The organism is Aurantiacibacter odishensis, from assembly GCF_003605195.1.
Taxonomy (GTDB): domain Bacteria; phylum Pseudomonadota; class Alphaproteobacteria; order Sphingomonadales; family Sphingomonadaceae; genus Alteraurantiacibacter; species Alteraurantiacibacter odishensis.
This window is the reverse complement of the sequence record NZ_QYOS01000024.1, coordinates 33,907-59,792: the sequence shown is the minus strand read 5'-3', so window position 1 is coordinate 59,792 and position 25,886 is coordinate 33,907. Positions and strand designations below refer to the sequence as shown.

The window sequence follows — 25,886 nt, the reverse complement described above, 5'->3', positions numbered from 1 at the left end:
GGCATCGATGCAGCATTCCCCACTTATTCAACGATCATTGAATAAGTGCCGCTTCCCGCTTATGTTGCGTCGCACAAAGGAGTGCCCAGTGAACGAGCGACGCAGGCCGGGAAGGCCGAGAAAGACCGATACGGATACAAGCGAGGCCATCGCCGACGCCGCACGGTTGCGCTTTGCCAATCGAGGCTTCGACGCCACATCGCTGCGCGAGATTGCCGCAGACGCCAATATCGACGTTGCGCTGATCGCTTATCGCTTCGGCGGCAAGACGGGCCTGTGGAAGTCGATCGTTTCGCAGGCCGCAAAGGAACTTCAGGACGCTCTCGACGCAGCGCTGGCCGAAACGCAGGGGGCGTCGCCGAAGCAACGGCTTCACCACGCTATGAAGACTTTTCTCGGCTATCTCCTCTCCCGCCCGGAAGTCCCGCGCCTGCTGCTGCGCGACATCACTATCGACAGCGAGCGGTCGCAGTGGCTGCTCGACGAGCTTTCGCTCCCGCTCCATCGCTACTTCGTCGAACTGGCGCAGGCTGCGGCCGCCAACTGCGAACGCAAGGTGGAACACCTGCAATTCCGCGTGGCCAGCTTCATCTATTCCGCGTCGAGCACGGTCGCGCGTCGTGAGCGCCTGACCAAGCTGGCCGACGGTATCGCCGACGACAGTTCGTTCGAGGCCGCGCTGGAGGCGACCCTGATCGAGGAGGCACTGCGCTGTGACTGATCGCAATGCCCTGGTCGACGAGGTTGACGGCTATCGCTTCAAGCCGCACGAGATGCCGATTCTGCCGGGATCGCCGGCCAATCCCGATCACCCCGCACGGCGGCGCGCGGCCTACCTTGGCATCGGCGTGTTGATGGGGCTTATCGGGGGGGCGCAGAACGGCTTCCTGCTGGCGAATGCGGGAGCCTTGCAGGCCGAATTCGCACTCACGCCCGTCGAAGCCGGATGGCTGACCGTCGCCTTCTACTCGACCTACGCCTGCATGAGCATGCTGCTGTTCCGCGTGCGGCAGGAGTTCGGCATCCAACCCTTCGTGCGCTGGGCCATGGCGGGCCTCGTTGCTGCCAACTTCGTGCAGATGATCGGGCCGGGCTATTATCCCGAACTGATAGCACGCGCCGTTGCGGGGATAACGGCCTCCGGTCTCTCGGCCCTGTCCATCTACTACCTGATGCAGGGACTTCCCGCGGCCATGCGCGTGGCGGGACTGGTGATATCGCTGGGCCTGGTCCAGATCGCCTTCCCGCTGACCCGTGCGATTTCGCCCGCGCTGCTCGTGGACGGCGACATGAGCCGCGTCTTCCAGTTCCAGTTCGCTTTGTCCTTGCTGGGCTTCGGGCTGGTTTACATGCTGCGGCTACCGCCCGGCGTGCGCAAACAGACCTTCGAGAAGCTCGACATACCAAGCATCGCGCTCTTCATCATCGGCATCAGCGCGCTGTGTGCTTTCCTGATCCAGGGCCGCATCCAGTGGTGGGACACGCCGTGGCTCGGCTACGCGCTGGTCGTCGCCATCTTGGGCCTTGGCGGTTGTTTCCTGATCGAGGCCAATCGCAAGAGCCCGATGCTGGACCTGAGCTGGCTGTCGAGCCGCGCGATCTTGAGCCTTGCCATCATCGGCGCAACCGTTCGCATTCTCGTGGCGGAACAGGGCTTCGGTGCCAGCGGCATGTTCGCCGCGCTGGGTTATGGCAACGAACAACTCACCGGCTATTTCTGGGTGCTGGCCGGGGCCACTTTCGGCGGCATGCTGCTTTCGGTCGTCCGGCTCGATCCCAAGGACCTGACACGCCCCGTTCTTTTCGCAGTGCTGGTGATCTGCATCGCCGCCTACGCAGATACGAGAACCGGCGTGATGACCCGGCCGCAGGACCTTTACCTGACGCAGGCGGCCATCGCCTTTGCCGCGGTGTTCGCCATGGGGCCGATCATGATGGAAGGCATGCTGCGCGCCTTGGCCGCGGGGCAAAGCTTCGTGATCAGCTTCATCGCGATCTTCTCGCTTTCGCAATCGGTCGGCGGGCTTGCCGGCATCTCGCTGTTGTCGGCCTTTCACACGGTCCGCCTGAAAACCCATCTCATAGATGCCGGGAACACGCTGACGCTGGGCAATCAGCAACTGGGAGAGGCGCTAAACAACGCCGGTCAGCGCGTCGCACCGGTCCAGTCCGATCCTGTGCTGCAACAACAGGCTGCAGCAGCCAGCGTCTCGCAGGAAGTCGGGCGCGAAGCCGCCGTGCTTGCGTTCAATGATGTCTTCTTTCTCGTCGGCACTCTCGCGGCCCTGACTTTCGCCGCGATGTTCGTGCCCTGGCTCAACAACAAGATTCGCGGGCGCAATCCGCTCGCCAAGGAACTGGCCTTCATGGAGGCCATGCTCGCAAGGACAAGACAATGACGAACAATCCTTCACCGACCGAGGCCGAACCCGAAGCGATCGAGGACGCAGCCGGATCTCCTCCTGAGCAGGACGAGAAGGGCTGGTCTCCGAACCCTTCGCGCCGCCGCATCGGCATGGCGATCCTGCTTGTCCTCGCCGGTGTCCTGGCCGCGCTCTACGCGTGGGGCCTTCCGCCTTTCGACAGCGGGGACGAGACCACCAACAACGCCTATGTGCGCGGTCGCACCACGGTCGTCAGCCCGCAGGTTGCCGGATATCTCACGCAAGTGCCGGTCACCGATTTCCAGCGCGTGGTGGAAGGCGATCTCCTCGCAAGGATCGACGATGCGCCGTTCCAGGAAAGGGTGCAGCAGGGCGCAGCGAATTACGCGGCACAGCAGGCGGCGCTGGCGAACAGCGCGCAGAGCCTGCGCTCGGCCCAGGCGCAGCTTGAACTGCAGGAAGCCGCCGTGGCCAGCGCGCGTGCCGCCTTGCAGCAGGCGCAGGCCGACATGAACCGCATCGCCGAACTGGTCGACGAAGGATCGGTCTCGTTACGCGAACGAGACCAGGCACGCGCTGCCCTGCAACAGGCGCAGGCGGGCGTTCGTCAGGCCCAGGCACAGCGCGCCATTGCCGCAGAGAACGTGCGTTCGGTAACCGTGGGTCGCGGGGCACTAGAAGCGCAGGTCGCGGGCGCAGAGGCATCGAGGGGTCTTGCCGAGTTCGAACTCTCCCGCACCGAAATCCGCGCTCCGCGTTCGGGCCGCCTGAGCGAGGTCTCCGCCCGCGAGGGGCAGCTCGTCACCGCTGGCACGCAGCTCATGTACATTGTCCCCGACGAATTGTGGGTGGTCGCCAATTTCAAGGAAACACAGACGTCCGAAATGGCAGTCGGCCAGCGCGCAACGCTGGAGGTCGATGCGCTCGGCGGGCTTGAACTCACCGGCCGGGTGCAGAGCATCGCGCCTGCCGCCAGCAGTGAATTCAGCCTCGTCAAACCGGATACGGGGGCAGGAAACTTCGTGAAGGTGCCCCAGCGCATCGCGGTCCGTATCGTCCTCGACGAGGGGCAGGAAGCGGCCAGCCGCCTCGGTCCCGGCATGTCGGTGATCGCAACTGTTCACACGGAGGACTGAGGGCCATGCGCAAGACAATTGCCCTTATCGCCACATCCGCGCTGGCGCTCTCCGCCTGTGCGCCCGCGCTGCAGGAACCACCGGTGGAAGCCTCCGTTTCCGCTCCCACTGAGTGGCGCACCGAACTGGGTGTAACCGCGCCTGTCGAGGCGAACTGGTGGGAAAGCTTCGGCGATCCGCAACTGTCGCGTCTTGTCGAACAGGCGCGCCGCAACAATCCCGACGTGCAGATTGCCGCGGCACGAGTCGAGGAAGCGCGAGCCACCGAAAATGCCTCGCGTGGATATCTGCTCCCCTCTTTGGGGGCCGGGGTTGAAGCCGGCGTCCGGCGCGAGGTGTCGCCGCTTGGCCGCGCCCAGGAATCGATTGCGGCACAACCGGCCTTCCGCGCCTCATACGAGGTGGACCTGTTCGGCAAGAATGCCGCGCGGGTGGACGCCGCCGAGGCCAGTGTCGCTGCCAGCGCGGCGGGAGAGGAGGCTGCGCGCCTTGCGGTTACGGCCGCGACAGCCAGCGGCTACATCACGCTGCTGGCGCTCGATGCGCGGCTAAGCGTGCTCGAACAGACACTGGCGGCACGGCAGGAAGCGGTGGATTTCGCACGCGACCGGGCCGAGGTGGGCTACACCTCGCAATTGCCATTGCGGCAGGCTGAGGCGGAATACCAGGCAACCGCGCAACTGGTGCCGCAGCTCAAGGCCCAGATCGCGCAGCAGGAGAATGCCCTTTCGGTGCTCACAGGCGAACTGCCGGGCGCAATCACACGGGGCGGGTCGCTGGACGATCTTGTTGCTCCGACCCCACCGGCGACCATGCCTTCAGAACTCCTGCGGCGCAGGCCCGATGTCGCCGCCGCCGAATTCCGGGTCGCCGCCGCCGACGCGTCGATGCGGGTCGCACGCGCCGACTTCATGCCGTCGCTCGATCTCGGTGCGACGGCGGGACTCGCCCTGTCGGACCTGTTGGCCGATCCGATCAGCATCTGGTCCATCGGCGGCAGCATCCTCGCACCGATCTTCCAGGGCGGACGCCTGCAGGCCCAGCTCGACGGCGCGACAGCGCAGCGGGACCAGGCCGCGTGGGCCTATCGCTCCGCTGTCTTGACTGCCTTTCGCGAAGTGGAAGACCGCATGGCCGTCCTCGCCAATCTGGGGGAGCAGAGAACCGCGCTGGAAGCGCAGCAGACCGCCGTTGCCGACGCGCTGCGCCACGCGCGCAATCGCTACCGTGCGGGCTACACGCCTTACATCGAGCAGGTGGATGCCCAGCGTGCGCTGCTCGGTGTCGAAATCTCGCTTGTGCAGGTTCGGGCTGACGAACTGACCACGCTGGTGGGGCTCTACCAGGCCGTGGGCGGGGCACCGGGTCCGGGTTCGAGGTAAAGACCCTGGATGACCCTTCCAGCAGCGTGTTTGCGTCACTGCCGTCGATGAAAGGATAGAACGGCTGCCCGGAGCGTTTGACGAGAAACCACTTCAGGAGACTATCATGAAAATTCTCGTCGCAGGGGCCGCCGGGGCCGTAGGCAACATGCTGGTGAAGGAACTTTACGAAGGCGGCCATCAGGTGGTCGGTCTCGTGCATTCCGACGATAAGACGGCCAAGGTCGAGGGCGCGGGCGGCAGTCCGATAATCGCCGATGTGACAGACAAGGCAACGCTGATTGATCCGGTTTCAGGCGCCGATGTTGTCGTTTTCGCGGCAGGCAGTGGCGGAAGTGCTGTCGAACAGGTCGACCGCGATGGCGCGATCAACCTGGTCGATGTCGCACAGCAAGCCGGTGTCGCACGCTTCGTGATGCTGAGTTCGATGGCCGCAGGCGAGCCGGACCGAGGGCCGGAGGAACTGCGCGACTATCTCGTCGCCAAGGGGGAAGCGGATCACTATCTACGCGACAGCTCGCTTAGTCACGTCATCGTGCGACCCGGAAGCCTGACTGATGACGCAGGATCCGGCCGCATCAGGATCGCGACAGAAAAGCTGCCAAGCGGAGAGATCGCGCGCGCCGATGTGGCCAAGGTGCTCGCAGCCTGCGTCGAAGACAATGCTCCGCAAGACATCACCTTCGAACTGCTCTCGGGCGAACAGCCGATCGGTGCGGCACTCGCCTCAGTGGCTGGCTGAAAGGACGTCCTCTATTCCGGAAAAATGGCAGGGGTGACAGGATTCGAACCCGTGGCCCTCGGTTTTGGAGACCGATGCTCTACCAACTGAGCTACACCCCTGCAGATGCGATGCAGGCCCCTATAGCCAAGCGATGATGAACGCAAGCGACCTGATGGCTTCACTTTGATATAGGAGCGGGAATGCATTCTCCCGTGCCCAAGCTGATTCCCGCCGAAGTGCTGCTGCTGGCTTACCGCAGCGGGGTTTTCCCGATGGCCGATTCGCGCGAGGACGACGAGGTGTTCTGGGTGGAGCCGCGCCGCCGCGCGATCCTGCCGCTGGATGGCTTCCACTGCTCCCGCAGTCTCGCCAAGGTGCTGAAGCAGGACCGTTTCCGCGTCACCGTGGATGCCGATTTCGGCGCGGTGATGGATGCCTGCGCCCAGCCCCGGCCTGACCCGGAGGCAGGTGGAGAAAGCGGTACCTGGATCAGCCACACCATCACCGCCAGCTACCTGAACCTGCACCGCCACGGGCACGCGCATTCGCTGGAGTGCTGGCATGACGGCGAACTGGTGGGCGGGCTCTATGGTGTCGCGTTCGAACGGGTGTTCTGCGGCGAATCGATGTTCAGCCGAGCGGACAATGCCAGCAAGGTCGCGCTGGCGTGGCTGGTGGCCTTGTTAAAGCGGGCGGGTTTCGTGCTGCTCGATTGCCAGTTCATGACCGGGCACCTCGCCTCCATGGGCGCGGTGGAGATCAGCCGGGACCAGTACCAGGAAATGCTGGCGCGGGCCTGCGACAAGCAAGCGCTTTCCAGCCTACCGCAAGCGCACGCGGCGCTGCTTCAGGCGTCCGAGGCCGCCTCTTCCTCTCCGGGGAAGCTCATCGCGCAGTCCTTCACCCAGACATCGTAGATCGGGTGCTCCACCACGTTCAGGCTGGGCGAGTTCTTGAACAGCCAGCCGGAGAAAATGCGGCCGAATTCCGGCTCCGCATCGGGATCGCGCACGTCGTTTACAAATACCTGCACGAAGGCGCCGGTCTCCGCCGGGCTTTCCCACGGCGCGGTGCGTTCGCAGGCGGACAGGCGCACGACCACGTCGTCCACCCGGCGCGATTCGCCGGGGCTGAGTTCGATATCGCGGGACAGGTTGTTGCGCTTGTTGATGATGCCGAGCGTCGCGACGCGCTCTTCCATCGGGGTGCCGATCGCCTCGATGTCGCCAAGATCGGGCAGCGGTTCGCTCGCCAGTTCCTCGGGCACTTCGGTTGCCTCGACTTCCGGTTCCGGCGCGCTATCGCCGCAGCCCGCCAGCACCAGCGCCGCCAAGGCGACCGCCGTCAGCCTCACGCGTCGGGCGTCCACGCTTCGTAGTCGCCAGTGGCGCGGGCACGCTTGCCGCCGCGTTCCAGCGCCCCTGCGGGCAGGTAGCGGTTGGCGGAGCCGGTGGCGTTGGGCGTGTAGTCCACTTCCCAGATCTTGGGCGCAGGCAGGTGGCTTTCGGGCAACTCGTCATAGGAGCCGTGCAGCCAGCCATGCCATTCGCTGGGCACGCGGCTGGCATCGTTGCTGCCTTCGTAAATGACCCAGCGGCGTTCGCGCTGGCCTCCCTTCACGTTCTTGGAACGGTAGTACTTGTTGCCCTGGACATCGGTGCCCACGTGCTCGCCATTGCGCGAGGACCACAGCGAGGTGCCGATGGTGGCACCGTCCCACCAGGTGAAGATCTTGCCAAGGAAGCTCATGGGCAGGCCATTAGCGGCTGGATCGTCCTTCGCCAATAGGGTTGCGCGAGTCTCTCACTACCACTCCACCGTATCGCCCGGCCCGATACCGAGTTCGTCGGCGCGGCCCTGGTTCAGTTCCAGGACGGCGACGGCGAGGCCGTCCGAGGTGACGCTGACCTCGTTATAGGGCTCGCCGTCCTCGATGTTGAGGATGCGGCCGTCCGGGTCGATGAAGATGATATCCAGCGGCAACACGGTGTTGCGCATCCAGAAGCCCAGTTCCTGCGGCGTGTCGTAGGGGAAAATCATTCCCTCGTCCGCGCCCATTTCAGTGCGGAACATCAGGCCCCGCGCCTGTTCCTGCCGGCTGGCGGCGAGTTCGGCCTGGAAGGTGTGCGTTCCGCTGTCGGTGGTGACGGTGACGGGAATCACTTCCAGCCCGGATTCGGGGTGCGTTGCAACCGCCGCACTGGTCGGCTCCGGAACCTGCTCGGCCGCCTGCGGCGAACAGGCCGCCAGTGCGCCTGCCGCCATCGCGCCAAGGGCGGCCAGCCATTTGTGCCTGATAATCATGCGTCCCAACTTCCGGTCTCCTCGCGGGCATCCTCTGCCCATTGTTCTGCCGCGTCGGCGCTGTCGGCATCCAGCACGGCTCTCACGTGATCGAACGTGTGGCCTGCCCGCAGCATCGCCGCAATCTGTTTCTCGCGCCTTTCCCTGTCGGGGGCTTCAAGCGCAAAGGGGCCGAAGCCGCGCTTCCTGGCAAGGTGGACTGCGGCAGTGCGAGCCGTGTGCTCGGCAGGCGCGACATCGTCTGCCACCGATTCGCCTATTCCCGCCTGCCCCAGCGCCTGCTTCACGCGCCGCTCGCCATAACCGCGCCGCAAAAGGTCGTTCGCCTTGGCCCGCGCATAGACCGCGTCGTCGACGTAGCCTTTATCGACATAGCGGGCGACCATCGCGGGCACGTCTGGCCCCTCCTCGTTGCCGTCTTCGGCCCAGCCGCGCTCGCGCAGCTTGCGGTAAAGGTAGCGTTCCAGCTTGGCCGCGCTGGTGGCGAAACGCGCGACATAGGCGAGCGCCATTTCCTCGAAACTGGTCGGATCGAGGGGCTTTTTCCGCTTCTTCGGTTTATTTCGCTCTTGTGAATTGCCGTCCATTGGCCTTATTCGTGCCACACTTCCTGTCAAATGGGAAAGTTTACCGCGGTGTCGATGGGATGGTCGGCGCCGCGAATGCTATTCGGGAGGCGCCACAAGCGCGCGCGATAAGGGGTAACCCACAGCACTTATGACCGACCTCACACCTACGCCCAACGACTGCCCGCTGCCGCGCCGTCGATCGGATTTCGCTACCTTCAACGAAGCCATCGACTACGCAGCGCGCAGCGAAAAGGGCATGAATTTCCATGACATGCGCGGCACGCTCGCTTGTGTCTATCCCTATTCGCAGATGCGCGAGGATGCGCTGGCCGATGCCTATCGGCTGGTCGCCATGGGCATCGGCAAGGATGACCGCGTGGCGCTGGTGGCCGAGACCGGCCCCGAATTCGCCGCGCTGTTCTGCGCCTGCGTCTACGCCGGGGCATGGCCCGTGCCGCTGCCCCTGCCCACCACTTTCGGTGGCAAGGAAAGCTATATCGACCAGCTTGCGGTCCAGCTGCAAAGCTCGGACCCGAAAATCCTGCTCTACCCGCCCGAAATTGCCGAGATGGCTGCGGCCGCCGCCGATCGGCAGGGATGCCAGGGAATGGACTGGGCCACGTTCAAGGAGGCCGATGCACCTGCCGTCGACCTGCCCGAGGCGAAGCCGGAAGACATCTGCTACCTGCAATATTCCAGCGGCTCCACCCGCTTCCCCACCGGCGTTGCCGTGACGCACGAGGCACTGCTGCACAACCTGTTCGGCCACGCCGATTCGATGGATATCGGCTACAACGACCGGGTGGTGAGCTGGCTGCCGTGGTATCACGACATGGGCCTTGTCGGCTGCTTCTTGTCGCTGATCGCCAACCAGGTTTCCGTCGATTACCTCAAGACCGAGCATTTCGCCCGCCGCCCGCTGGCCTGGCTCGATCTCATCAGCCGCAATAAGGGCGCGACGCTCAGCTACTCGCCCACTTTCGGCTACGATATCTGCGCGCGCCGCGTGTCCAGCCAGACCAACGTCGCCGACCGGTTCGACCTTTCGCGCTGGCGCACCGCGGGCAACGGGGCGGACATGATCCGGCCCGACGTGATGCAGAACTTCGTCAACGCCTTTGCCGATGCGGGTTTCAAGGCCAGCGCCTTCACCCCCAGCTATGGCCTGGCGGAGGCGACGCTGGCCGTCACCGTGATGCCGCCGGGCGAGGGTATCCGCGTGGAACTGGTGGAGGAAGAGCGCCTGTCCGGCACCCGCCGCGACCTGTCCCGCCCCGCCCGCTACCGTGCCATCGTCAACTGCGGCAGGCCGCTGCAGGACATGGAAGTCGAGATTCGTGGCGAGAACGGAGAGATCAAGGGCGACCACCAGATCGGCAAGGTCTGGTGCCGTGGCCCCAGCGTCATGCACTCCTACTTCCGCAACGAGGAAGCGACCGAGGAATGTCTCGTTCCCGCCGAAGACGGCAAGGGATCATGGCTGGATACAGGCGACATGGGCTACATGGGCGACGGCTACCTGTTCATCGTCGGCCGCGCCAAGGATATGATCATCATCAACGGCAAGAACCACTGGCCTCAGGATATCGAATGGGCGGTGGAGCAGCTTGCAGGCTTCAACCACGGCGACATCGCCGCCTTCTCCATCGAGACCGAAAGCGGCGAGGAAGCGCCCGCCGTGCTGGTGCACTGCCGCGTGTCCGACCCGGACGAGCGGGTGAAACTGCGCGACCAGATCGCCGACAAGGTCCGTTCCGTCACCGGCATGAACTGCGTGGTGGAACTGGTGCCCCCGCGCACCCTGCCGCGCACCAGCTCGGGCAAGCTCAGCCGCGCCAAGGCGAAGAGGCTCTACCTGTCGGGCGAGATCGAACCGATCGACCTGGCTGCATAATAGTTTTGGGCTGCCTCGAGTTTGCTAGCCGATCAGCAGCACGCCCAGCACGAACAGCAGCGCCAATAGGCCGACGCCCCACACGTAGGTGCGGATCTTGGGGATGCCTGCCCAGTAGAGCGGCAGGTAGATCACTCGCGCGGCCAGCCATACCCAGGCGGCGATGGCGGTAAGGTCGCTCGCCTTGCCCGCCACCACCACGCCGAGGAGGGCGATGATGGCCAGCGGCAGGGTCTCGAGGAAATTGCCACGCGCGCGGTCCAGCCGCCCGGCAATGTCGTTCAGCGGCTCTGTATCCTCGTCGCGCGCGCCCATGTTCCATTCGACGCCGTATTGCTTCGTCTTGTAATGGGTGGCGGCGAAAACGTGCACCAGCAGCAGGACGCCCGAAAGCGCGAGTACGGTCAGTTCTGCAGTCATCGGTTGGTTCCTCCGGCTGCCCATTCAAGCGTTACCGGGCCATATCCGTTCCCGGTGGTTTCCGCCTGCACGGCGATATTGTGGTGGGAGAAGGCATTGCGCACGGCGGCCACGGCATCGGTAGGGCCGCTTATGGCGATGGGTACGCCGACGCGGCTTTGCGCCCACGCCGCCAGTTGCACGGCCTGCGTGCCCTGCGTGCTGAGCGCATAGGTATCGGGCTCGTCCTCCTCGCCCTCGACAAGATCGAAAGTAGCCTGCGACAGCGGACGAAGCGGCGGGGTGAGGCGGATGTCCCACTCAGGCTCCAACGCGTCGATGCGCCGCTCCAGTTCCGCATAGGCGGCCAGCGTCGCGCCTTCCAGCGGGCGCGCGGTGACGAGCGCGCGGCGACGGTCGCGGTCCACGGTCACCTCGTCCACTGGCACACCTGCCAGCAGCGCAAGGCGATCGGCAATATCCTCCGCCTGCTCGCGTGCGGCGCGCTCCTGCGCGCGGGCCTGCGTCAACTGGGCCTCCTCCGCAGCCTGCGCCCCGGTGCCGACGCGGAGCTGTGTCAGCGTGACATCGACGGGCCGACCAAGACGGCGCGAGAGCAGTTGCTCGGCGCGCCCCTCCGCATCGCCGATGATCTCCGGCGTGAAGACGGTCGCGGAAATCTGCAGGGGCTCGGCATCGAAACTGGGCTCCATCTGCGAGACCGTGGCGCGCCCGACGAAGACTTCCTCCACCGCGTTGCGCGCTTGCCGTGTCGCCGTGCTTTCCCACACGATCTGGCGCAGCGAGAGAAACAGCGGGATCGCCAGCACCACGAAGGCACCGAAGATCAGCAGCGCCTGCATCCGCGTCTGCTTTTCCGAAAGGCTGGTGCTGAACCCGTACCCGCGGGCCATCGCCGTCGCCGTCAGTGCAATGGCGGTGAGGTTGGTGATGAACAGGAACAGCGCGCCCCAGAACACCGTGCCATTCAGCGTCGCGAGACCGAAGCCAACCACCGCGAGAGGCGGCATCAAGGCGGTAGCGATGGCCACGCCGACGATGGTGCCTTCCCGTCCGCGGATCATCGCATAGGCGCCCGCGATGGACGAGAAGATCGCCACGCCAAGGTCCAGCAGGCTGGGCCTGGTGCGTGCAGCGATTTCCGAAGTGATCGTCTGAAGCGGCGAAAAGAACACCACCAGCGCGGTGAACAGGATCGCGAATATCGTGCCCACCGCCAGCGACTTGCCGGACTGCCGCAGCCACTTGTAGTCCCCCACCGCCAGCGCGAAGCCCACACCCATGATCGGATCCATCAGCGGCGAAAGCAGCATCGCCCCGATGACGACGGCGGCGCTGCCCTGCAGCAGGCCGAGGATGGCAATGCCTGCCGACATCGACACCATCAGCAGGTAGCGGGCGGAAAGCTGGCACTCGGCGCGGCGCTTCTCGATCACCGCCACCTGGTCGACAGTGCCGGTTACCTCGTGACCCCACCAGTCACGGAAGCTGCTGAGAACTTCGCGAAATCCGGAGGCGGGGTTGGCGGAAGCGGTCCCGGCACTCTGCGGGCGCGAGGCCCTGTTGCCGGTGTTGGGTTCTGATTGCATTGCGCACCATTATCGCGGAAACTCGCCTTCGGCAAAACTTGAAACGCGTGTCTTGTGTGCCTAATACAGTTACGTAGCCGCCGACACGGGCAAAGAGGGAATTGAAGGCGAATGGCCACCGAGAACAGAACGACCACAGCAACGGCAACCGATTTCGAGCTGACGCCGCCCGACCCCGTGCCGGACGTGAAGCCGGAGAAAGCCGCAGGGCTGGTGCCGGTGAGCGAGGAAAAGAAGTCCGCGTTGCAGCAGAAGGTCGACGGCTTCGTGAACGAGCTGGTGGCGCTGGATGCCAACTCGCCGGATTTCGGCAAGAAGGTGGATCAGATCACCAACATGGGCCGCAAGGAAATCATGGCGGCCAGCTCCATGTCCAACCGCTTCCTCGATCGCCCGGTGCGCGCGATGGACGCGGACAGCGGCGTCGGCACCGACCTTGCGGAACTGCGGCGCACGGTGGAAGATCTCGATCCCGGCCGCAAGGGTAAGATGACCGGGCGCAAGCTGTTTGGCATCATCCCCTTCGGCAACAAGCTGAAGAACTATTTCGACAGCTACACCAGCGCGCAAGGGCACATCCAGGCGATCCTCGCGCGCCTTTCCAGCGGCAAGGACGAGCTGCTGATGGACAATGCCGCCATCGACGTGGAGCGGCAGAAGCTGTGGGAAGCCATGGGCAACCTCGAACAGATGATCCACATCGCCAAAACGCTGGATACAGAGCTTGAGGAGAAGGCTGCCGAACTCGATTCGAGCGATCCCGAAAAGGCCAAGGCCATCCGCGAAACCGCGCTGTTCTATGTCCGCCAGCGCACACAGGATCTGCTGACGCAGATGGCGGTATCGGTGCAGGGCTACCTCGCGCTCGATCTCGTCAAGAAGAACAACGTGGAACTGGTGAAGGGCGTGGACCGCGCCAGCACCACCACCGTGGGCGCGCTGCGCACCGCCGTTACCGTGGCGCAGGCGATGACCAACCAGAAACTGGTTCTGGGTCAGATCACCGCGCTGAACGAGACGACGGCGGGGATCATCGATTCCACCGGCCAGATGCTGCGCGACAACACCGCCAAGATTCACGAGCAGGCCGCCAGCAGCACCATCCCCATGGAAACGCTGCAACGCGCCTTCCAGAACATCTACGACACCATGGACGAGGTGGATTCCTTCAAGCTCCGCGCGCTCGATTCCATGAAGCAGACGGTGCAGACGCTTTCGACCGAGGTGGAGAAATCCAAGGGCTACATCGCCCGCGCCGAGGGACAGGCGCAAGCGGCCAAGCAGGTCAATGACAGTGGCCTGCTGAGCCTAGAAGGGTAATTGAGAGGGCTGATGGCCGATTCCACGCGCGATTCCGATGCGATCATCTCCTCGGCGAAGAAAAGCCTGCAGGTGAACCGCTACGAAGGCGGCTTCCACCGCGCCAAGGGCCGTTCCATTGGGCGCGCTTCCCGGCAGGTGAAGATGAAGAACGCGCTCAAGCGGGCGGGCTATTTCGGCGCGGCCGTCCTCGCAATTTTCATCGCCGCCAGCGTTGCGGGCATGATCCTGCAAGGCATCGGCTTTGCGGGCGTGATGGTGGCCTTTTTCGCTATCGTGGCCGCCGGGTTCATTTTCGCCAACTATCCCAAGGTGAAAGTGCCCAACCGCGTGGACCTTTCCCGCACGCAGGATGCGAAGCGGCTGGTGGAGCGCACCGAGATCTGGCTGGAGAGCCAGCGCCCCGCCCTGCCCGCCCCCGCCGTCACCTTGGTCGACGATCTGGGCGTGCAGCTCGATGCGCTGGGCAAGCAGCTTGCCCACGTCGATCCGGCCCACCCGGCGGCGCAGGAAACGCGCAAGCTGGTGGGCGAGTACCTGCCCGAGACGATCGACAGCTATCGCAAGATTCCCGACCACCTGCGGCGCGAGGAGCGCGCCGGGTCCACGCCGGACAGGCAACTGATCGACAGTCTCGGCAAGATCAGCAAGGAAATCGACCACGTGACCCGGCAACTGGCCGAAGGATCGCTGGACGACCTGGCGATCAAGAACCGCTATCTCGATTACAAGTACGGCGGTGAGGACGCATCGCTTCCACCCCCGAACAAGGACATTTGATGGACGTTGAGATCCCCCACAGCCTCGGCCGCGAGGAAGTGCGCCGCCGCCTGCGCGAGAACAGTCACCGCATCGGCGACAACATTCCCGGCGGCATGGCCGACGTGCAGACCAACTGGCCGAGCGAGGACCGGATGACCATGTCGATCAATGCCATGGGGCAGATGCTGTCGGGCCACGTGGACGTGGAAGACGACAAAGTGATCTTCCACATGATCCTGCCGCCTGCGCTGGGCTTCCTGCAGCCGATGATCGATGCCGCGATCCGCGATCAGGGCCACAAGATGCTGGAAGCGCCGAAAGGCTAGAGCTTGCGGTCCTTCTCGAGGAATTCCTCGGGGATACGCAATGCGCGCGCAGCCTCACGGGTTTCCTTCAGGAAGATCAGCAGCGCCCACATCAACAGGCCGATGGCGATGATGAAGGTGGCCGCTGCCACAGAGTTCAGGCCCACGTGCGCGAATTCGGCAACGAACAGCAGCACCACCGTGATGCCGATGGCAAGGCCGGCCATGACCAACCGCAACAACGCGCTGCCGATCAACGCGATGCGCAGGTCCAGAGAGCGGATTTCCCGCACCAGCACGTCATGCGCCATGCCCTCTGTCTCGCCGTGTTCGCGCTGTAGTTGACGGCTGCGATCCACCACGCGCCCCAGCCGCTGCGTCAGCGTGCCGATGATGTTGCCGATGGCCACCAGCACGAACACCGGCGCCAGCGCCAGCTGGATGGTCTGTGCGATCATGGTGTCCATCATCGGCATGGTACCTATCACTGGTTCGCCGCTCCAGGCAGTTTGCCGACCGCCTGCGCGCCTTCCATCGTCGTCACCAGCACCTCGTCGCCGTCCACCACGATCGCCACGTTCTCCAGCCCGATGGCGGAGATGCGCAGGGTGTCGCTATCGGCCAGCACGCCGCGGCAATTGACCAGCTCCACCGGACCGCGGGTGCGGTTGCCATCACCATCTCCGTCGCGCGCATCGCGTAGGGCGTGCCAGTTGCCGATGTCGGACCAACCCATCGCGACGGGCACCATTGCCGCGCGGTCCGTCTCTTCCATCACGGCGTAATCGACGGATTCGGACTCGATTGCGGCAAAGGCCTGTGTATCGGGATGGAAGCGGGCACCATCGGTTTTGCCACCGTCGACCGCGCGCCGCACCGCTTCCGCCAGTGCCGGGCGATGCCGGGCGAGTTCCGCCATGAAAGCGCCTGCGCGAAACATGAAGATACCGCCGTTCCAGCTATACTCTCCGGACGCGAGGAATTGCATGGCGCGCTCCAGGTCCGGCTTCTCGACGAACTGGGCGACGGCAAATCCGCCGTCGAGAGCCGCCCCCCTGCGGATATAGCCGAAGCCGGTTTCGGGCGCGGTGGGCGTGATGCCGAAAGCGACCATGTAATCCTGCCGCGCCAGCGCGGCTGCGGCCTGCACCGCCTCGTGAAAGGCGGGCACCTTGCCGATGTAATGGTCGCTGGGGCACACAAGCATCACAGCATCTTCTGGTAACCGGGCAGCGGCCAGCGCAATCGCGGCCGCGGTGTTCTTCGCTTCCGGCTCCACGATGATCGATGCACCGCCCGCCAGTTGCGCTTCCACATGCGGCAGGTGCGCTTCGCCCGTCACGATGGCCGGCTTCGCGAACAGCGCCGGATCGGCGACACGCGACAGCGTTGCCTCGAACAGGGTCTGTTCGCCCACCAGAGGGATGAAGGGCTTGGGCTTGCTCTTGCGGCTACGTGGCCACAGGCGCGTTCCGCTGCCTCCGCACAGGATTACCGGATGGATAAGGGTCATGCCCTAGCCCTCCCGAATTCATGCGCGCGGCGCAAGGACAAACCTCCTATCGGGCCCGAAAATCCACACGGTAACCGTACCGCGCTTCCACCGGCGTGCCATCGCGCGCGGTCGCCGGGTTGAAACGGATACGCTCTGTCACCAGCGGGCAGACCCGCGCGGTGGTGGCGGCATCGACCTGCGTGCTGGCGACCGAGCAATTGCGCGCCCTGCCGTCGGTGGTGACGGTGAAATGCACCGTCACGGATTTGCCGAACCGCGCCGCGCGCCCGCCTTCGGGCACGGGAAAATCGCGCGCCTCATTCAATTCCCCCGAACGCACCGAGGGGCCGACTGCTACCGCGCCGCCCTGCCCCGATCCGCTGCGCCCGCTGCCGGTGCTATCGCCGCTGCCGCCCGCGCCGGTGCCATCGCCGCTGTCCGCCGCGCCGGAAGTGTTGGCAGCGCCGGTCGAACTTGCGCGCGGCGCTGGGCTTGGTCGTGGCAGGGGCTGCGGCGGGGCTACCACCTCGCGAGCGACGGCCTCCTTGCCGGCTTCCGCTGCCGCGCCCTCGTCGGGCTGCGGGGGTGAGATGCTCGGCTCGGTCTCGGGCGGCTCCTCCTCATAGGTGGAAACCGTCACTGTCACCATCGACGTCGCCTGCTCGATCACGCTGGCGGTGAATTCGGGCGCCAGCGCACGGGCGAGGCCGTAGAGCGCCGCCACGTGCAGCATCACGATCAGGACGATCAGCTTCCAGTTCAGCCGTTTTGTGCGCGCGCCGTATCCGCCGGTGGCCATGGTCCCTCCGTTCGAGCCTCAGACTAGCGATACGCGCCGCCTTGGCCAGAGTTTCCGCGCCCGTTTCCGCATCGAGCCAAAGCTCCCTCCACAGGCCGTTGCCGAGCGGCGACGAGGCGAGGAACGGGGACCCCAGACCACCCGTTGTATGGGTGTAAGCTGATAAAAACGAAAGGAAATATCATGTTTGAGAAGCTCCGCATCAAGGAACATATGGAAGTCACCAATTTCGAAGGTCAGCACCTCGGAACCGTGGACGACGTTCAGGATGACAAGATCAAGCTGACCCGTTCGGACAGCAAGGACGACATGCATCACTATATGCCGCTCGACGCCGTTGAACGCATCGATGACAATCGCGTCTACCTGAAGCAGGATGCAACCATCCCCGTCGGCCTCGCCTCCTGAGGAATTACCGACGATCAGACCTAAAGGTCAGGAAAAAGAGCCCCGCGAGCCACAAGGCAAGCGGGGCTTTTTCGTGCTTCAGAGCTGCCGATCAGCTGTCCCAGCCGAAGTGATCCGCCAGCTCCTTCGGCGTGAAGCGATATGAAGAAGCATCCGGATCGGACAGCATCCCCGCATTCCACGCGTCGAACTGGCCTTTCAGGTCGGCGAATATCTCCGCCTCGCGGTATTTCAGGTTTCCGCGCTCCAGCGGGTCAGCCACCACGTCGAACAGGTATTCCTCCCCGTCGATGGACAGGTACTTGTAACGCCCGCGACGCGCCGCCTTCTGGTCTTTCGCCCAGAACCGCCAGAACAGCGCGCGCTCCGGCAGTGTGCCGCCTGCCAGAACCGGGCGCAGGTCCACCCCGTCGCTGGGATAGTCCGGATGCGGGGCGGTGTTCGCTGCGGCAAGGAACGTGGGGAGGAAGTCCATCGAAAGGGCAGGCACGTCGGTCTCCGTACCCGGCAGGGTCAGGCCCGGCCACTTGACGATAAACGGTACGCGCATCCCGCCTTCCAGCAGTTCCGTCTTGATGCCGGTGAACGGCCAGTTGTCGCTGAAACGCTCTCCGCCGTTGTCGCTGGTGAACACAACGACGGTGTCCTGCTCCATGCCCAGCTCGGCAAGCCGCGCCAGCACGCGGCCCACGTTCATATCCAGGCTGGTGACCATGCCGGCGTAGGTTTCCATGTCCCCGCCGTCGAAATGATAGATATCGAGGTGGCCCTCAATAGTGTTGCCCCCGCTGTCCAGCCGCTCGCTTTCGGCGCGACCCTTGGCGTTGTTGGCCTGCCACGGCCAGTGGGCCGCGGTGAAATGCAGGGAAAGCAGCCAGGGCTTGCCCTGCGTAGCGCGTTCGTCGAGATATTCGATGGCGCGGTCCGCCATCAGATCGGTCATGTAGCCGACTTCCTCCACTGGCGTATCGCCATCCCACAGGTCGTGCTGGCCGCCGACCTTGTGCGTGAAATAGTCCACCCCGCCGCCGCGAATGCCCCAGAAATCATCGTACCCGCTAAGCTGGGGGCCGTAATTTGGCAGCCAACCCAGATGCCACTTGCCGACAAGACCCGTGTGATAACCCGCATCGCGCAGCAGGCTGGGCATTGTGGGGTGCAAGGGGTCAAGGCCGAGGTCGCGGTTGCCCAATGGTTCTTCCAGCCCCACCCGCAGACGATACTGGTAGCGGCCCGTGATCAGGCCCACGCGGGTGGCGGAGCATACCGCGGAGTTGGCATAGCCGTGGGTGAACTTCATCCCCTGCGCCGCCAGTCCGTCCAGCACCGGCGTTTCGTATTCTCTCCGCCCGTAGCAGGAGAGGTCCGCATAGCCGAGATCGTCGGCCATGATGAAAAGGAAGTTGGGCTTGCGCCCTGGCGTATGGGCCACCCCCGGCACGGTTGCCGCCAGCGTTGCTGCACCCGCTGCGCCGATTGCTCCGCGCCGCGTGAATTGGTCGCCTCTCATCGTGCCTCCCCGCACTCCCAGGTTCTTTCCGCGCACCTTGCCTGCCAATCGCGTTCGAGGCAACGCCTCGACAAGCGCGGCCTGCCTCCCTAGCTGCAAGGCATGACCGGATCCTATCGCTTCGCCATAGATCGCGGCGGCACGTTCACCGATGTCGTGGCCCAGACGCCTGCGGGCGAGATCGTCACCACCAAGCTTCTTTCCAGCAATCCGGAGCAATATCCCGATGCCGCAAGCGAGGCGGTTCGGCGTTTGATGGCCGAGCACGGCGAAGGCGCGATTGCCGAGCTGCGCATCGGCACGACTATCGCCACCAACGCCCTTTTGGAGCGTGAGGGCGAAAGAGTAGCGCTGGCGATCACGAAGGGTCATGCCGACGCGCTGAAGATCGGCAACCAGGCGCGGCCCGACATATTTGCGCGCCACATCGTGAAGCCGGAGCGGCTGGAAAGTCGCACTGTCGAGATTGCCGAACGCGTGGGCGCGGATGGCGAGGTGCTGGTGCCGCTGGACGAAGCCGCTGCCAAGAGCGACCTGAAGGCCTTGCGCGACGAAGGCTACGAAGCGCTCGCCATAGTGCTCATGCACGGCTGGCATTATCAGGATCACGAGAAGCATCTGGCAGGGATTGCCCGCGAACTCGGATTCACGCAGGTCAGCTCCAGCCACGAAGTCTCGCCGCTCATCAAGCTGGTGCCTCGCGGCGATACCAGCGTGGCCGATGCCTACCTCTCGCCCGTCATCCGGCAGTACGTCGAACAACTGGCGGAGCGCCTGCCCGAACACGGCAGCTTGCGCTTCATGCAATCGAACGGCGGACTTGCCGATGCGCGCGCCTTTCGCGGGAAGGATGCCGTCCTATCCGGCCCGGCAGGCGGTGTCGTCGGCATGGTGCAGACAGCCGAGGCGCTGGGATACGACAAGCTGATCGGTTTCGACATGGGCGGCACCAGCACCGACGTGTGCCACTATTCCGGCGAATACGAGCGCACCGGCGACAGCGTTGTAGCGGGCATTCGCATCGCCGCGCCGATGATGCAGGTGCATACCGTGGCGGCGGGCGGGGGCTCGATCTGCCGGTTCGACGGCCAGTCCCTGCGCGTCGGCCCGGCAAGCGCGGGCGCGGACCCCGGCCCTGCCTGCTATCGCAAGGGCGGCCCGCTGACCGTCACCGATTGCAATCTCGTGCTAGGCCGCATCGATCCTGCCGAATTTCCCAAGGTGTTCGGACCCCAGGGCGACCAGCCGCTCGATCCGGAAGCCTCGGCCAACCGGATCGACGGGATCATTGCGCAACTGCCCGAACCCATGTCGCGAAAGGACCTGGCCGAAGGTTTCCTCACCTTGGCAGTGGACGAGATGGCCAATGCTATCCGCACCATCTCGACTGCGCGCGGGCACGACGTGACAACCCATGCCCTGGCCTGCTTCGGCGGTGCGGGTGGGCAGTTCGCCTGCCGCGTGGCGGACGAGCTGGGTATCGAGACCGTGCTGGTACACCCGCTGGCGGGCATGCTGTCCGCCTACGGCATCGGCCTTGCCCCCGTGGTTTCCATGCGCGAGGCGGGCGTGGTCCGCCCGCTGACAGAGGATTTTTCCGAGGCGCTGGCAGAGCTTGAAAGCACCGTTACCCACGACCTGACCGCGCAGGGAATCGCGAAGGACAACATCGAACTCATCCCCCGGATGCGGCTGCGGTTCGAGGGCAGCGACACCACGCTCGACCTGCCGCTGTCGGACGAGGCCGGTGCGGGCTTTCGCGAACAGCACCGCCGCCGCTTCGGCTGGTCGGACGAGGACGCGCCCATCGTGCTCGAAGCGCTGAGCGTGGAGGGTCGCGGCATGAGCGGCGGGCTGGCAGAGCAGGCGGTCGTCGAAAAGCGCGGATCGCTCACCCCCGGCCAGTCTCTCGATGGCCCGGCGATGATCCCTGATACAGGCTCCACCACTATCGTCGAACAAGGCTGGCGCGCGACACTGGCCGAGGACGGATCTCTGATTCTGAAGCGCACCGCGCCCCGCCAGCATACGCGTGTCGCGGGAACGAAGGTGGATCCCATCCGCCTTGCCGTGTTCAACAACATGTTCATGGCCATTGCCGAAGAAATGGGCGTGGTGCTGGAAAGCACGGCCAGCTCGGTGAACATCAAGGAGCGGCTGGATTTCTCCTGCGCGCTGTTCACCGGCGAAGGCGAACTTATCGCCAATGCGCCGCACATTCCGGTGCACCTCGGTTCGATGTCGGCCAGCATTCGGCGGATCGTGGAGAACCGTGCAGGCAGCGAGCGCGGCATCCGGCGCGGCGATGCCTACTGCCTCAACGATCCTTATGCGGGCGGCACCCATTTGCCGGACGTGACGGTGATCGTGCCGGTGTTCCTGTCCGATGACAGCACGCAGCCCGACGCCTTCGTCGCTGCACGCGGACACCATGCCGATATCGGCGGCACCGCGCCCGGCTCCATGCCGCCCGACAGCGCCAGCATCGCCGAGGAAGGCGTGCGGCTGGACGACGTGTTGCTGGTGGACAAGGGGCGCTTCTGCGCCGAAGACCTGCGCGAGTTGCTCACCTCCGGCGAATACCCGGCGCGAAACCCTGCACGCAACCTGTCGGATCTCAAGGCCCAGCTGGCCGCCTGCGCGCGCGGGGCGGACCTGCTGGCCGATGCCGCCAGCGAGCATGGCCGCGACGTGGTGAGAGCCTACATGGGACACGCGCTGGACCACGGCGAGGCCGCCGTGCGCGCGCTGGTGGAGCGGCTGAACTCCGGCAGCTTCGCCTACGAGATGGACAACGGCGCTTCGGTTTGCGTGGCGGTGAGCATCGACCGCGAGGCACAGACCGCACGTTTCGATTTCACAGGCACCAGCGAACAGTTGCCGAACAACTTCAATGCGCCAGCCGCCATCACCCGCGCTGCCGTGCTCTATTGCCTGCGCTGCCTGATAGACGACGACATTCCGCTGAACGACGGCTGCCTGCGCCCGGTGGAAATCGTCGTGCCCGAAGGCTCGATGCTCGCGCCCCGGCCGCCCGCTGCCGTGGTGGCGGGCAACGTGGAGACCAGCCAGGTCGTGACCGACGCCGTCTTCGCTGCACTTGGTGCTCTCGCCCCGTCACAAGGTACGATGAATAACTTCACGTTCGGCGACGACACCCGCCAGTATTACGAGACCATCGCCGGTGGATCCGGCGCGGGCAGTTACGGCACGAGTGGGGGCCATCACGGCACCGACGCCGTGCAGACCAACATGACCAATTCGCGCCTCACCGATCCCGAAGTACTGGAAACCCGACTGCCCGTTCGCGTCGAGAGGTTTGCCATCCGCTCAGGCTCGGGCGGCACAGGCAAGTGGCACGGCGGCGAAGGGGTGGAGCGGGCGATCCGCTTCACGGAGCCGATGCGCGCACAGATCCTCGCCAACCGCCGCAAGGTGCCCCCGCGCGGCATTGCAGGCGGGGGAGATGCGCTGCCCGGAGAAACCTTCGTCGAACGCGCCGATGGTTCGGTGCTCGACCTTGGCGCGACCGGCGGCGCGGACATGGCACCGGGCGACATGATCGTGATCCGCACGCCGGGCGGCGGAGGCTACGGCAAGGCATGAGGGCACTGGACGAACCGCTCGCCCGCCGCTTCGCCCGCACCGCGCTGGGCCACGTGGGGCAGGAATATCCCAACTCGCTCGGGCACGTGCTTGGATGCAATACCGATGCGAGGACCCCGCGCGAACTGCACCCGGCTTTCTACGGCAGTTTCGACTGGCATTCGTGCGTGCACAGCTGGTGGACGTTGCTGACCCTGCGCCGTCTGTTCCCGGATGCTTCGGAAGCGAAAGACATCTCCGCCCTCGCAGACGGAACATTCACGCCGGACAAGCTAGCCGCCGAACTCGCCTATGCGCAGCGCCCGGAATCGCGGGGGTTCGAGAGGCCCTACGGCTGGGCGTGGTTCCTCTACCTGCATCTCGAAGCGAGCCGCCATTCGGACCGCGACTGGGCGGGCCTGCTGGAGCCGCTCGCCCGCCACTTCGCTGCCGGTTTCGCGGATTACCTCCCCAAGCTTACCTGGCCGATTACCACCGGCACCCACGCCAATACGGCCTTCGCGCTGACGCTGGCGCACGAGTGGGCCGACGCCTTCGATCCGAAATTGAAGAACCTGATTGCGGACTATGCGGACGCGAACTTCGGCGATTTGGAAGAGTATCGCGGCTGGGACATCGGCGGCGATTCCTTCCTCTCTCCGGTGCTTTCGGTCGCCCTGCTGATGCAGCGGGTGATGCCGCCTGCCGATTTCGCCGAATGGTTCGGCCGCGTCCTGCCGGAAGGCGGTTGGCTGCAAACGTCCTGCGCCCCTGTGACGGTGTCGGACCCGACGGACGGCAAGATGGCGCACCTCGACGGTCTCAACCTCAGCCGGGCATGGGCCTTGCGCAGCATTGCGCCGGGCCTCGACAGTCCCCGCGCCAATAGGATGCGGGCCCTCGCGGACGAGCACTTCGCCGCTTCGCTGGAAGCGATCGACGGCGACTACATGGGCTCGCACTGGCTGGCGAGCTTCGCGTTGCTGGCATTGCTGACGGAGTAAAGGTGGTGAGCCCTGCTGGGTTCGAACCAGCGACCTACTGATTAAAAGTCAGTTGCTCTACCGACTGAGCTAAGGGCCCCCACGGGATGGCAGCGCGACGCGCTGCGAGCGCTCACCTAGGGGCGGGGCCGTTGCGGGTCAAGCGGGCATGAAGCTGGCGCAGCGAAAGGCCGGTTGCGGGGTCGCGCCAGTCAGGGGCGATCCGGGTCGCCGGGCCGAGCACGAAGTCACGCTCCCGGAAAAGCGGGTGCGGAATGGCGAGGTTTGGCTGATGAAAGGTCCCGCCGCTCCAAAGCAGGATATCGAGATCCAGCACGCGCGAGCGCCACCGTTGACCAAGTCGCCTACGCCCGAAGGCAGCTTCGGCAGCCTGCAAACATGCGAGCAGCGCGTCAGGCGCGAGATGCGATTCCAGCACCAGCGCGGCATTGGCATAGCGGCGAAGCGAAGGGCCGACGGGTGCTGACTCCACGATAGGTGAAAGCGCGGCGACCGTGCCGAGCGTTTCGTCCAATATCTCTGCCGCAACGCCAAGCACCTCACGCGGCATGCCGAAGTGCGGGTGGCGCTGGTTGCTGCCCAGCGCGATCAGGTAACGGTGCTCGTTCAAATGTCCTCGGCGATACGACCGTAAAGCTGAGGGCGACGATCGCGGAAGAAGCCCCAGCTGGCGCGGTGCTTGCGGCCCGCTTCCAGGTCCAGCGTGGCGACGAGCGCACCGGTTTCCTCGCGCCCGAATTCCTCGATATAGTCGCCCCATTCGTCGCAGATGAAGCTGTGGCCGTAGAAGGTGTTGCCCGCTTCCTGGCTACCCTCGTGGCCGATGCGGTTGGCGGCAACCACCGGCATGCAATTGCTGACCGCGTGGCCGATCATCGCCCGGCGCCACATACGGCTGGTGTCCATGTCCGCATCCTTCGGTTCGCTGCCGATGGCGGTAGGATAGAACAATACCTGTGCGCCTTTCAGCGCGAGGCAGCGGGCGGTCTCGGGATACCACTGGTCCCAGCATACGCCGATGCCGATGCGCGCACCGAACACGTCCCACACCTTGAACCCGTCATTGCCGGGGCGGAAATAGAATTTCTCCTCGTAGCCCGGCCCGTCGGGAATGTGGCTCTTGCGGTAAGTGCCCATGATCTCGCCCTCCGCATCGATCATGGCGAGGGTGTTGTAATAGTGGTGCTCGTCCCGCTCGAAGAAGCTGGTGGGAATCGCCACGCCCAGCTGCTTCGCCAGTTTTCGCATGGCGACAACAGAGGGATGCTCCGCCACCGGGCGGGCGAGCGCGAAGAACTCGTCCTTTTCCTCGCGGCAGAAGTATGGGCCGGAGAACAGTTCCGGCGGCAGGACGACTTGCGCGCCCTTTCCTGCGGCCTCTGCCACAAGGTCTGAAACGGCGGCGATGTTCTCGCCTTCGTCTTCACGCGAGAGTTCGAGTTGCAGGGCGGCGACAGTCAGTTTGGTCATGCGCGAAGGCGTTACTTCTCCACGAGGGCGAAGTCCACTTGCACCGTAACCGCGCTGGTCGTCTGTCCCGGCATGATGGTGGAGGAAACGGCGCTTTCCTCCTCCGGCATGGCCTGCTGCGTGCGGACGACCGGAGGCGCGACTGGCGGGGGAGGCGCGACGTTCGCTGCGTCCATTGCCGTCGCCTGCGCCCCTGCCAGCCACCGGTTGCCCTGCTGCCCGCCCGCATCGCGAATGTAGAGTACGCGGCTGACTTCCATCCCCGCTGCCTCGGCATAGGCTTCGGCGCGGGCACGGGCGGCGGCATAGGCATTGGCGTAAGCGGTGTTGGCGGCCGCTTCAGGGTCGGAAATCCGCAGGTTCGGGCCGGAGACGATATTCGCGCCAACGCCCGTTGCCGCCGTCACCGCCGCACCCGCCTGATCGATGTCGCGCACGCGCACGGTAAGGGTGTTGTAGGCCTGATATTGTCCGCGCCGGTCGCCCCAGTCGATGCGCTGCACATTCACCGCGCTGGTCTGGATATCGTCCTCCTCGATCCCCAATTCGCGCAGGGCAGCGACGATCTCGGCGATATCCTCCTGCGTTTCGCGCGATGCTGCCTCGGCATTGCCCGCCCAGTTCTGCACGCCCGCCTGGAACTGCGCCTCGTCAGGCCGGGTGTCGGCCTGCCCGCTGGCGCTGACCGAAAGCAGGGTCTCAGACTTTTCCACACCGCGCGGATCGTAAACGGTGCCGCCGCAGGCTGACAGCAGGACACACGTCGCAAGAGCGAAAACAGGCAGGCTTTTCATGACATTGAACCCCTATGATACAATGTCACAAG

At 65.0% G+C, this 25,886-nt stretch carries 26 protein-coding genes and 2 tRNA genes; 13 read left to right on the top strand and 15 right to left on the bottom strand.

Features of this window, described 5'->3' with window-relative positions:
- Positions 1-88: 88 nt before the first annotated feature.
- The 5 genes from D4Q51_RS09570 to D4Q51_RS09550 all read left to right on the top strand — a co-directional run bounded on the left by D4Q51_RS09570 (position 89) and on the right by D4Q51_RS09550 (position 5,644).
- Entirely contained in the window at positions 89-721 is a 633-nt protein-coding gene (locus tag D4Q51_RS09570) for a TetR/AcrR family transcriptional regulator (RefSeq protein ID WP_162925278.1), read from the top strand.
- Positions 714-2,399: an MFS transporter gene (locus D4Q51_RS09565; protein WP_120077543.1), complete on the top strand. Its 1,686-nt coding sequence runs from the start codon at positions 714-716 to the stop codon at positions 2,397-2,399. Before D4Q51_RS09570 ends, D4Q51_RS09565 begins: the two co-directional genes overlap by 8 nt.
- Positions 2,396-3,520, top strand: coding sequence for an HlyD family secretion protein (locus tag D4Q51_RS09560; RefSeq protein WP_120077542.1), 1,125 nt, complete (start codon positions 2,396-2,398; stop codon positions 3,518-3,520). The genes D4Q51_RS09565 and D4Q51_RS09560 overlap by 4 nt, the downstream gene beginning before the upstream one ends.
- A 5-nt stretch (positions 3,521-3,525) precedes the next feature.
- The gene (locus tag D4Q51_RS09555) at positions 3,526-4,902 is read left to right on the top strand and encodes an efflux transporter outer membrane subunit (RefSeq protein ID WP_120077541.1); all 1,377 of its coding nucleotides are present in this window, start codon (positions 3,526-3,528) and stop codon (positions 4,900-4,902) included.
- 106 nt (positions 4,903-5,008) lie between these two features.
- The gene (locus D4Q51_RS09550) at positions 5,009-5,644 is read left to right on the top strand and encodes an SDR family oxidoreductase (protein ID WP_120077540.1); all 636 of its coding nucleotides are present in this window, start codon (positions 5,009-5,011) and stop codon (positions 5,642-5,644) included.
- Between the two features lie 25 nt (positions 5,645-5,669).
- On the opposite strand, the gene D4Q51_RS09545 is transcribed toward D4Q51_RS09550, so the two are convergent.
- Positions 5,670-5,745: transfer RNA gene (locus tag D4Q51_RS09545), tRNA-Trp, on the bottom strand.
- Between the two features lie 81 nt (positions 5,746-5,826).
- Between D4Q51_RS09545 and aat the strand changes: the two genes are divergently transcribed.
- Positions 5,827-6,543: a leucyl/phenylalanyl-tRNA--protein transferase gene (gene aat / locus D4Q51_RS09540; RefSeq protein WP_205689481.1), complete on the top strand. Its 717-nt coding sequence runs from the start codon at positions 5,827-5,829 to the stop codon at positions 6,541-6,543.
- Here the strand turns inward: aat and D4Q51_RS09535 are convergent.
- Genes D4Q51_RS09535 through D4Q51_RS09520 form a run of 4 tightly spaced genes read right to left on the bottom strand, consistent with a single transcriptional unit; the run spans position 6,474 to position 8,517 of the window.
- The gene (locus D4Q51_RS09535; protein WP_240624664.1) at positions 6,474-6,995 is read right to left on the bottom strand and encodes a DUF2155 domain-containing protein; all 522 of its coding nucleotides are present in this window, start codon (positions 6,993-6,995) and stop codon (positions 6,474-6,476) included. The genes aat and D4Q51_RS09535 overlap by 70 nt on opposite strands.
- Entirely contained in the window at positions 6,977-7,375 is a 399-nt protein-coding gene (locus D4Q51_RS09530) for an NADH:ubiquinone oxidoreductase subunit NDUFA12 (protein WP_120077539.1), read from the bottom strand. The genes D4Q51_RS09535 and D4Q51_RS09530 overlap by 19 nt, the downstream gene beginning before the upstream one ends.
- A gap of 57 nt (positions 7,376-7,432) precedes the next feature.
- Positions 7,433-7,930: a DUF192 domain-containing protein gene (locus D4Q51_RS09525; RefSeq protein WP_120077538.1), complete on the bottom strand. Its 498-nt coding sequence runs from the start codon at positions 7,928-7,930 to the stop codon at positions 7,433-7,435.
- A complete protein-coding gene (locus D4Q51_RS09520; RefSeq protein WP_120077537.1) occupies positions 7,927-8,517 on the bottom strand; it encodes a regulatory protein RecX in 591 nt (196 codons plus the stop codon). Before D4Q51_RS09520 ends, D4Q51_RS09525 begins: the two co-directional genes overlap by 4 nt.
- A gap of 130 nt (positions 8,518-8,647) precedes the next feature.
- On the opposite strand from D4Q51_RS09520, the gene D4Q51_RS09515 reads away from it, so the two are divergent.
- Positions 8,648-10,393 carry a fatty acyl-AMP ligase gene (locus D4Q51_RS09515; RefSeq protein WP_120077536.1) on the top strand — a complete coding sequence of 582 codons (1,746 nt, stop codon included), beginning with the start codon at positions 8,648-8,650 and terminating at the stop codon, positions 10,391-10,393.
- Positions 10,394-10,417: 24 nt separating this feature from the next.
- Here the strand turns inward: D4Q51_RS09515 and D4Q51_RS09510 are convergent, their stop codons facing one another.
- Entirely contained in the window at positions 10,418-10,813 is a 396-nt protein-coding gene (locus tag D4Q51_RS09510; RefSeq protein WP_120077535.1) for an MAPEG family protein, read from the bottom strand.
- Positions 10,810-12,402 carry a TIGR00341 family protein gene (locus D4Q51_RS09505; RefSeq protein ID WP_120077534.1) on the bottom strand — a complete coding sequence of 531 codons (1,593 nt, stop codon included), beginning with the start codon at positions 12,400-12,402 and terminating at the stop codon, positions 10,810-10,812. The genes D4Q51_RS09510 and D4Q51_RS09505 overlap by 4 nt, the downstream gene beginning before the upstream one ends.
- 111 nt (positions 12,403-12,513) lie before the next feature.
- Between D4Q51_RS09505 and D4Q51_RS09500 the strand changes: the two genes are divergently transcribed.
- The 3 genes from D4Q51_RS09500 to D4Q51_RS09490 are packed head-to-tail and all read left to right on the top strand — an operon-like array spanning position 12,514 to position 14,810.
- Positions 12,514-13,722 (top strand): toxic anion resistance protein, encoded by a 1,209-nt coding sequence (locus D4Q51_RS09500; RefSeq protein ID WP_120077533.1) that lies wholly within the window; start codon positions 12,514-12,516, stop codon positions 13,720-13,722.
- Positions 13,723-13,734: 12 nt separating this feature from the next.
- Positions 13,735-14,502 carry an O-antigen ligase family protein gene (locus D4Q51_RS09495; RefSeq protein WP_120077532.1) on the top strand — a complete coding sequence of 256 codons (768 nt, stop codon included), beginning with the start codon at positions 13,735-13,737 and terminating at the stop codon, positions 14,500-14,502.
- Complete coding sequence (locus D4Q51_RS09490; protein WP_120077531.1) at positions 14,502-14,810, top strand: polyhydroxyalkanoic acid system family protein; 309 nt, start codon at positions 14,502-14,504, stop codon at positions 14,808-14,810. Before D4Q51_RS09495 ends, D4Q51_RS09490 begins: the two co-directional genes overlap by 1 nt.
- On the opposite strand, the gene D4Q51_RS09485 is transcribed toward D4Q51_RS09490, so the two are convergent.
- From D4Q51_RS09485 to D4Q51_RS09475, 3 genes are read right to left on the bottom strand one after another with little or no spacing between them, the layout of a single operon-like run.
- A complete protein-coding gene (locus D4Q51_RS09485) occupies positions 14,807-15,277 on the bottom strand; it encodes a DUF2721 domain-containing protein (RefSeq protein WP_240624663.1) in 471 nt (156 codons plus the stop codon). The two genes, D4Q51_RS09490 and D4Q51_RS09485, sit on opposite strands and share 4 nt — an antisense overlap.
- The gene (locus D4Q51_RS09480; RefSeq protein ID WP_120077530.1) at positions 15,274-16,302 is read right to left on the bottom strand and encodes a mannose-1-phosphate guanylyltransferase; all 1,029 of its coding nucleotides are present in this window, start codon (positions 16,300-16,302) and stop codon (positions 15,274-15,276) included. Before D4Q51_RS09480 ends, D4Q51_RS09485 begins: the two co-directional genes overlap by 4 nt.
- A gap of 46 nt (positions 16,303-16,348) precedes the next feature.
- Positions 16,349-17,083, bottom strand: coding sequence for an energy transducer TonB (locus D4Q51_RS09475; protein ID WP_120077529.1), 735 nt, complete (start codon positions 17,081-17,083; stop codon positions 16,349-16,351).
- A 183-nt stretch (positions 17,084-17,266) separates the two neighbouring features.
- On the opposite strand from D4Q51_RS09475, the gene D4Q51_RS09470 reads away from it, so the two are divergent.
- A complete protein-coding gene (locus tag D4Q51_RS09470; protein ID WP_120077528.1) occupies positions 17,267-17,491 on the top strand; it encodes a DUF2171 domain-containing protein in 225 nt (74 codons plus the stop codon).
- 91 nt (positions 17,492-17,582) lie between these two features.
- Here the strand turns inward: D4Q51_RS09470 and D4Q51_RS09465 are convergent, their stop codons facing one another.
- Entirely contained in the window at positions 17,583-19,001 is a 1,419-nt protein-coding gene (locus tag D4Q51_RS09465; protein ID WP_120077527.1) for a sulfatase family protein, read from the bottom strand.
- A gap of 102 nt (positions 19,002-19,103) precedes the next feature.
- On the opposite strand from D4Q51_RS09465, the gene D4Q51_RS09460 reads away from it, so the two are divergent.
- A complete protein-coding gene (locus D4Q51_RS09460; protein WP_120077526.1) occupies positions 19,104-22,607 on the top strand; it encodes a hydantoinase B/oxoprolinase family protein in 3,504 nt (1,167 codons plus the stop codon).
- Positions 22,604-23,590, top strand: coding sequence for a DUF2891 domain-containing protein (locus D4Q51_RS09455; protein ID WP_120077525.1), 987 nt, complete (start codon positions 22,604-22,606; stop codon positions 23,588-23,590). The genes D4Q51_RS09460 and D4Q51_RS09455 overlap by 4 nt, the downstream gene beginning before the upstream one ends.
- 3 nt (positions 23,591-23,593) lie before the next feature.
- Here D4Q51_RS09455 and D4Q51_RS09450 read toward each other — a convergent pair.
- The 4 genes from D4Q51_RS09450 to D4Q51_RS09435 all read right to left on the bottom strand — a co-directional run bounded on the left by D4Q51_RS09450 (position 23,594) and on the right by D4Q51_RS09435 (position 25,854).
- Positions 23,594-23,669: transfer RNA gene (locus D4Q51_RS09450), tRNA-Lys, on the bottom strand.
- Positions 23,670-23,702: 33 nt separating this feature from the next.
- Positions 23,703-24,200, bottom strand: coding sequence for a 2-amino-4-hydroxy-6-hydroxymethyldihydropteridine diphosphokinase (gene folK / locus D4Q51_RS09445; RefSeq protein ID WP_120077524.1), 498 nt, complete (start codon positions 24,198-24,200; stop codon positions 23,703-23,705).
- On the bottom strand, positions 24,197-25,060 hold the full coding sequence (gene aguB / locus D4Q51_RS09440) for an N-carbamoylputrescine amidase (RefSeq protein WP_120077523.1): 864 nt from the start codon (positions 25,058-25,060) through the stop codon (positions 24,197-24,199). Before aguB ends, folK begins: the two co-directional genes overlap by 4 nt.
- An 11-nt stretch (positions 25,061-25,071) precedes the next feature.
- Positions 25,072-25,854 (bottom strand): SIMPL domain-containing protein, encoded by a 783-nt coding sequence (locus D4Q51_RS09435; protein ID WP_120077522.1) that lies wholly within the window; start codon positions 25,852-25,854, stop codon positions 25,072-25,074.
- Between the last annotated feature and the right edge of the window lie 32 nt (positions 25,855-25,886).

Bases quoted from the DNA above. Each gene is read 5' to 3' on its own strand.
- D4Q51_RS09435 (WP_120077522.1), bottom strand. From the start codon at position 25,854: ATGAAAAGCCTGCCTGTTTTCGCTCTTGCGACGTGTGTCCTGCTGTCA.
- aat (WP_205689481.1), top strand. From the start codon at position 5,827: ATGCATTCTCCCGTGCCCAAGCTGATTCCCGCCGAAGTGCTGCTGCTG.
- D4Q51_RS09495 (WP_120077532.1), top strand. From the start codon at position 13,735: ATGGCCGATTCCACGCGCGATTCCGATGCGATCATCTCCTCGGCGAAG.
- D4Q51_RS09490 (WP_120077531.1), top strand. From the start codon at position 14,502: ATGGACGTTGAGATCCCCCACAGCCTCGGCCGCGAGGAAGTGCGCCGC.
- D4Q51_RS09520 (WP_120077537.1), bottom strand. From the start codon at position 8,517: ATGGACGGCAATTCACAAGAGCGAAATAAACCGAAGAAGCGGAAAAAG.
- D4Q51_RS09530 (WP_120077539.1), bottom strand. From the start codon at position 7,375: ATGAGCTTCCTTGGCAAGATCTTCACCTGGTGGGACGGTGCCACCATC.
- D4Q51_RS09460 (WP_120077526.1), top strand. From the start codon at position 19,104: ATGACCGGATCCTATCGCTTCGCCATAGATCGCGGCGGCACGTTCACC.
- D4Q51_RS09525 (WP_120077538.1), bottom strand. From the start codon at position 7,930: ATGATTATCAGGCACAAATGGCTGGCCGCCCTTGGCGCGATGGCGGCA.
- aguB (WP_120077523.1), bottom strand. From the start codon at position 25,060: ATGACCAAACTGACTGTCGCCGCCCTGCAACTCGAACTCTCGCGTGAA.
- D4Q51_RS09515 (WP_120077536.1), top strand. From the start codon at position 8,648: ATGACCGACCTCACACCTACGCCCAACGACTGCCCGCTGCCGCGCCGT.
- D4Q51_RS09470 (WP_120077528.1), top strand. From the start codon at position 17,267: ATGTTTGAGAAGCTCCGCATCAAGGAACATATGGAAGTCACCAATTTC.
- D4Q51_RS09555 (WP_120077541.1), top strand. From the start codon at position 3,526: ATGCGCAAGACAATTGCCCTTATCGCCACATCCGCGCTGGCGCTCTCC.
- D4Q51_RS09480 (WP_120077530.1), bottom strand. From the start codon at position 16,302: ATGACCCTTATCCATCCGGTAATCCTGTGCGGAGGCAGCGGAACGCGC.
- D4Q51_RS09510 (WP_120077535.1), bottom strand. From the start codon at position 10,813: ATGACTGCAGAACTGACCGTACTCGCGCTTTCGGGCGTCCTGCTGCTG.
- D4Q51_RS09505 (WP_120077534.1), bottom strand. From the start codon at position 12,402: ATGCAATCAGAACCCAACACCGGCAACAGGGCCTCGCGCCCGCAGAGT.
- D4Q51_RS09455 (WP_120077525.1), top strand. From the start codon at position 22,604: ATGAGGGCACTGGACGAACCGCTCGCCCGCCGCTTCGCCCGCACCGCG.
- D4Q51_RS09560 (WP_120077542.1), top strand. From the start codon at position 2,396: ATGACGAACAATCCTTCACCGACCGAGGCCGAACCCGAAGCGATCGAG.
- D4Q51_RS09475 (WP_120077529.1), bottom strand. From the start codon at position 17,083: ATGGCCACCGGCGGATACGGCGCGCGCACAAAACGGCTGAACTGGAAG.
- D4Q51_RS09500 (WP_120077533.1), top strand. From the start codon at position 12,514: ATGGCCACCGAGAACAGAACGACCACAGCAACGGCAACCGATTTCGAG.
- D4Q51_RS09465 (WP_120077527.1), bottom strand. From the start codon at position 19,001: ATGAGAGGCGACCAATTCACGCGGCGCGGAGCAATCGGCGCAGCGGGT.
- D4Q51_RS09550 (WP_120077540.1), top strand. From the start codon at position 5,009: ATGAAAATTCTCGTCGCAGGGGCCGCCGGGGCCGTAGGCAACATGCTG.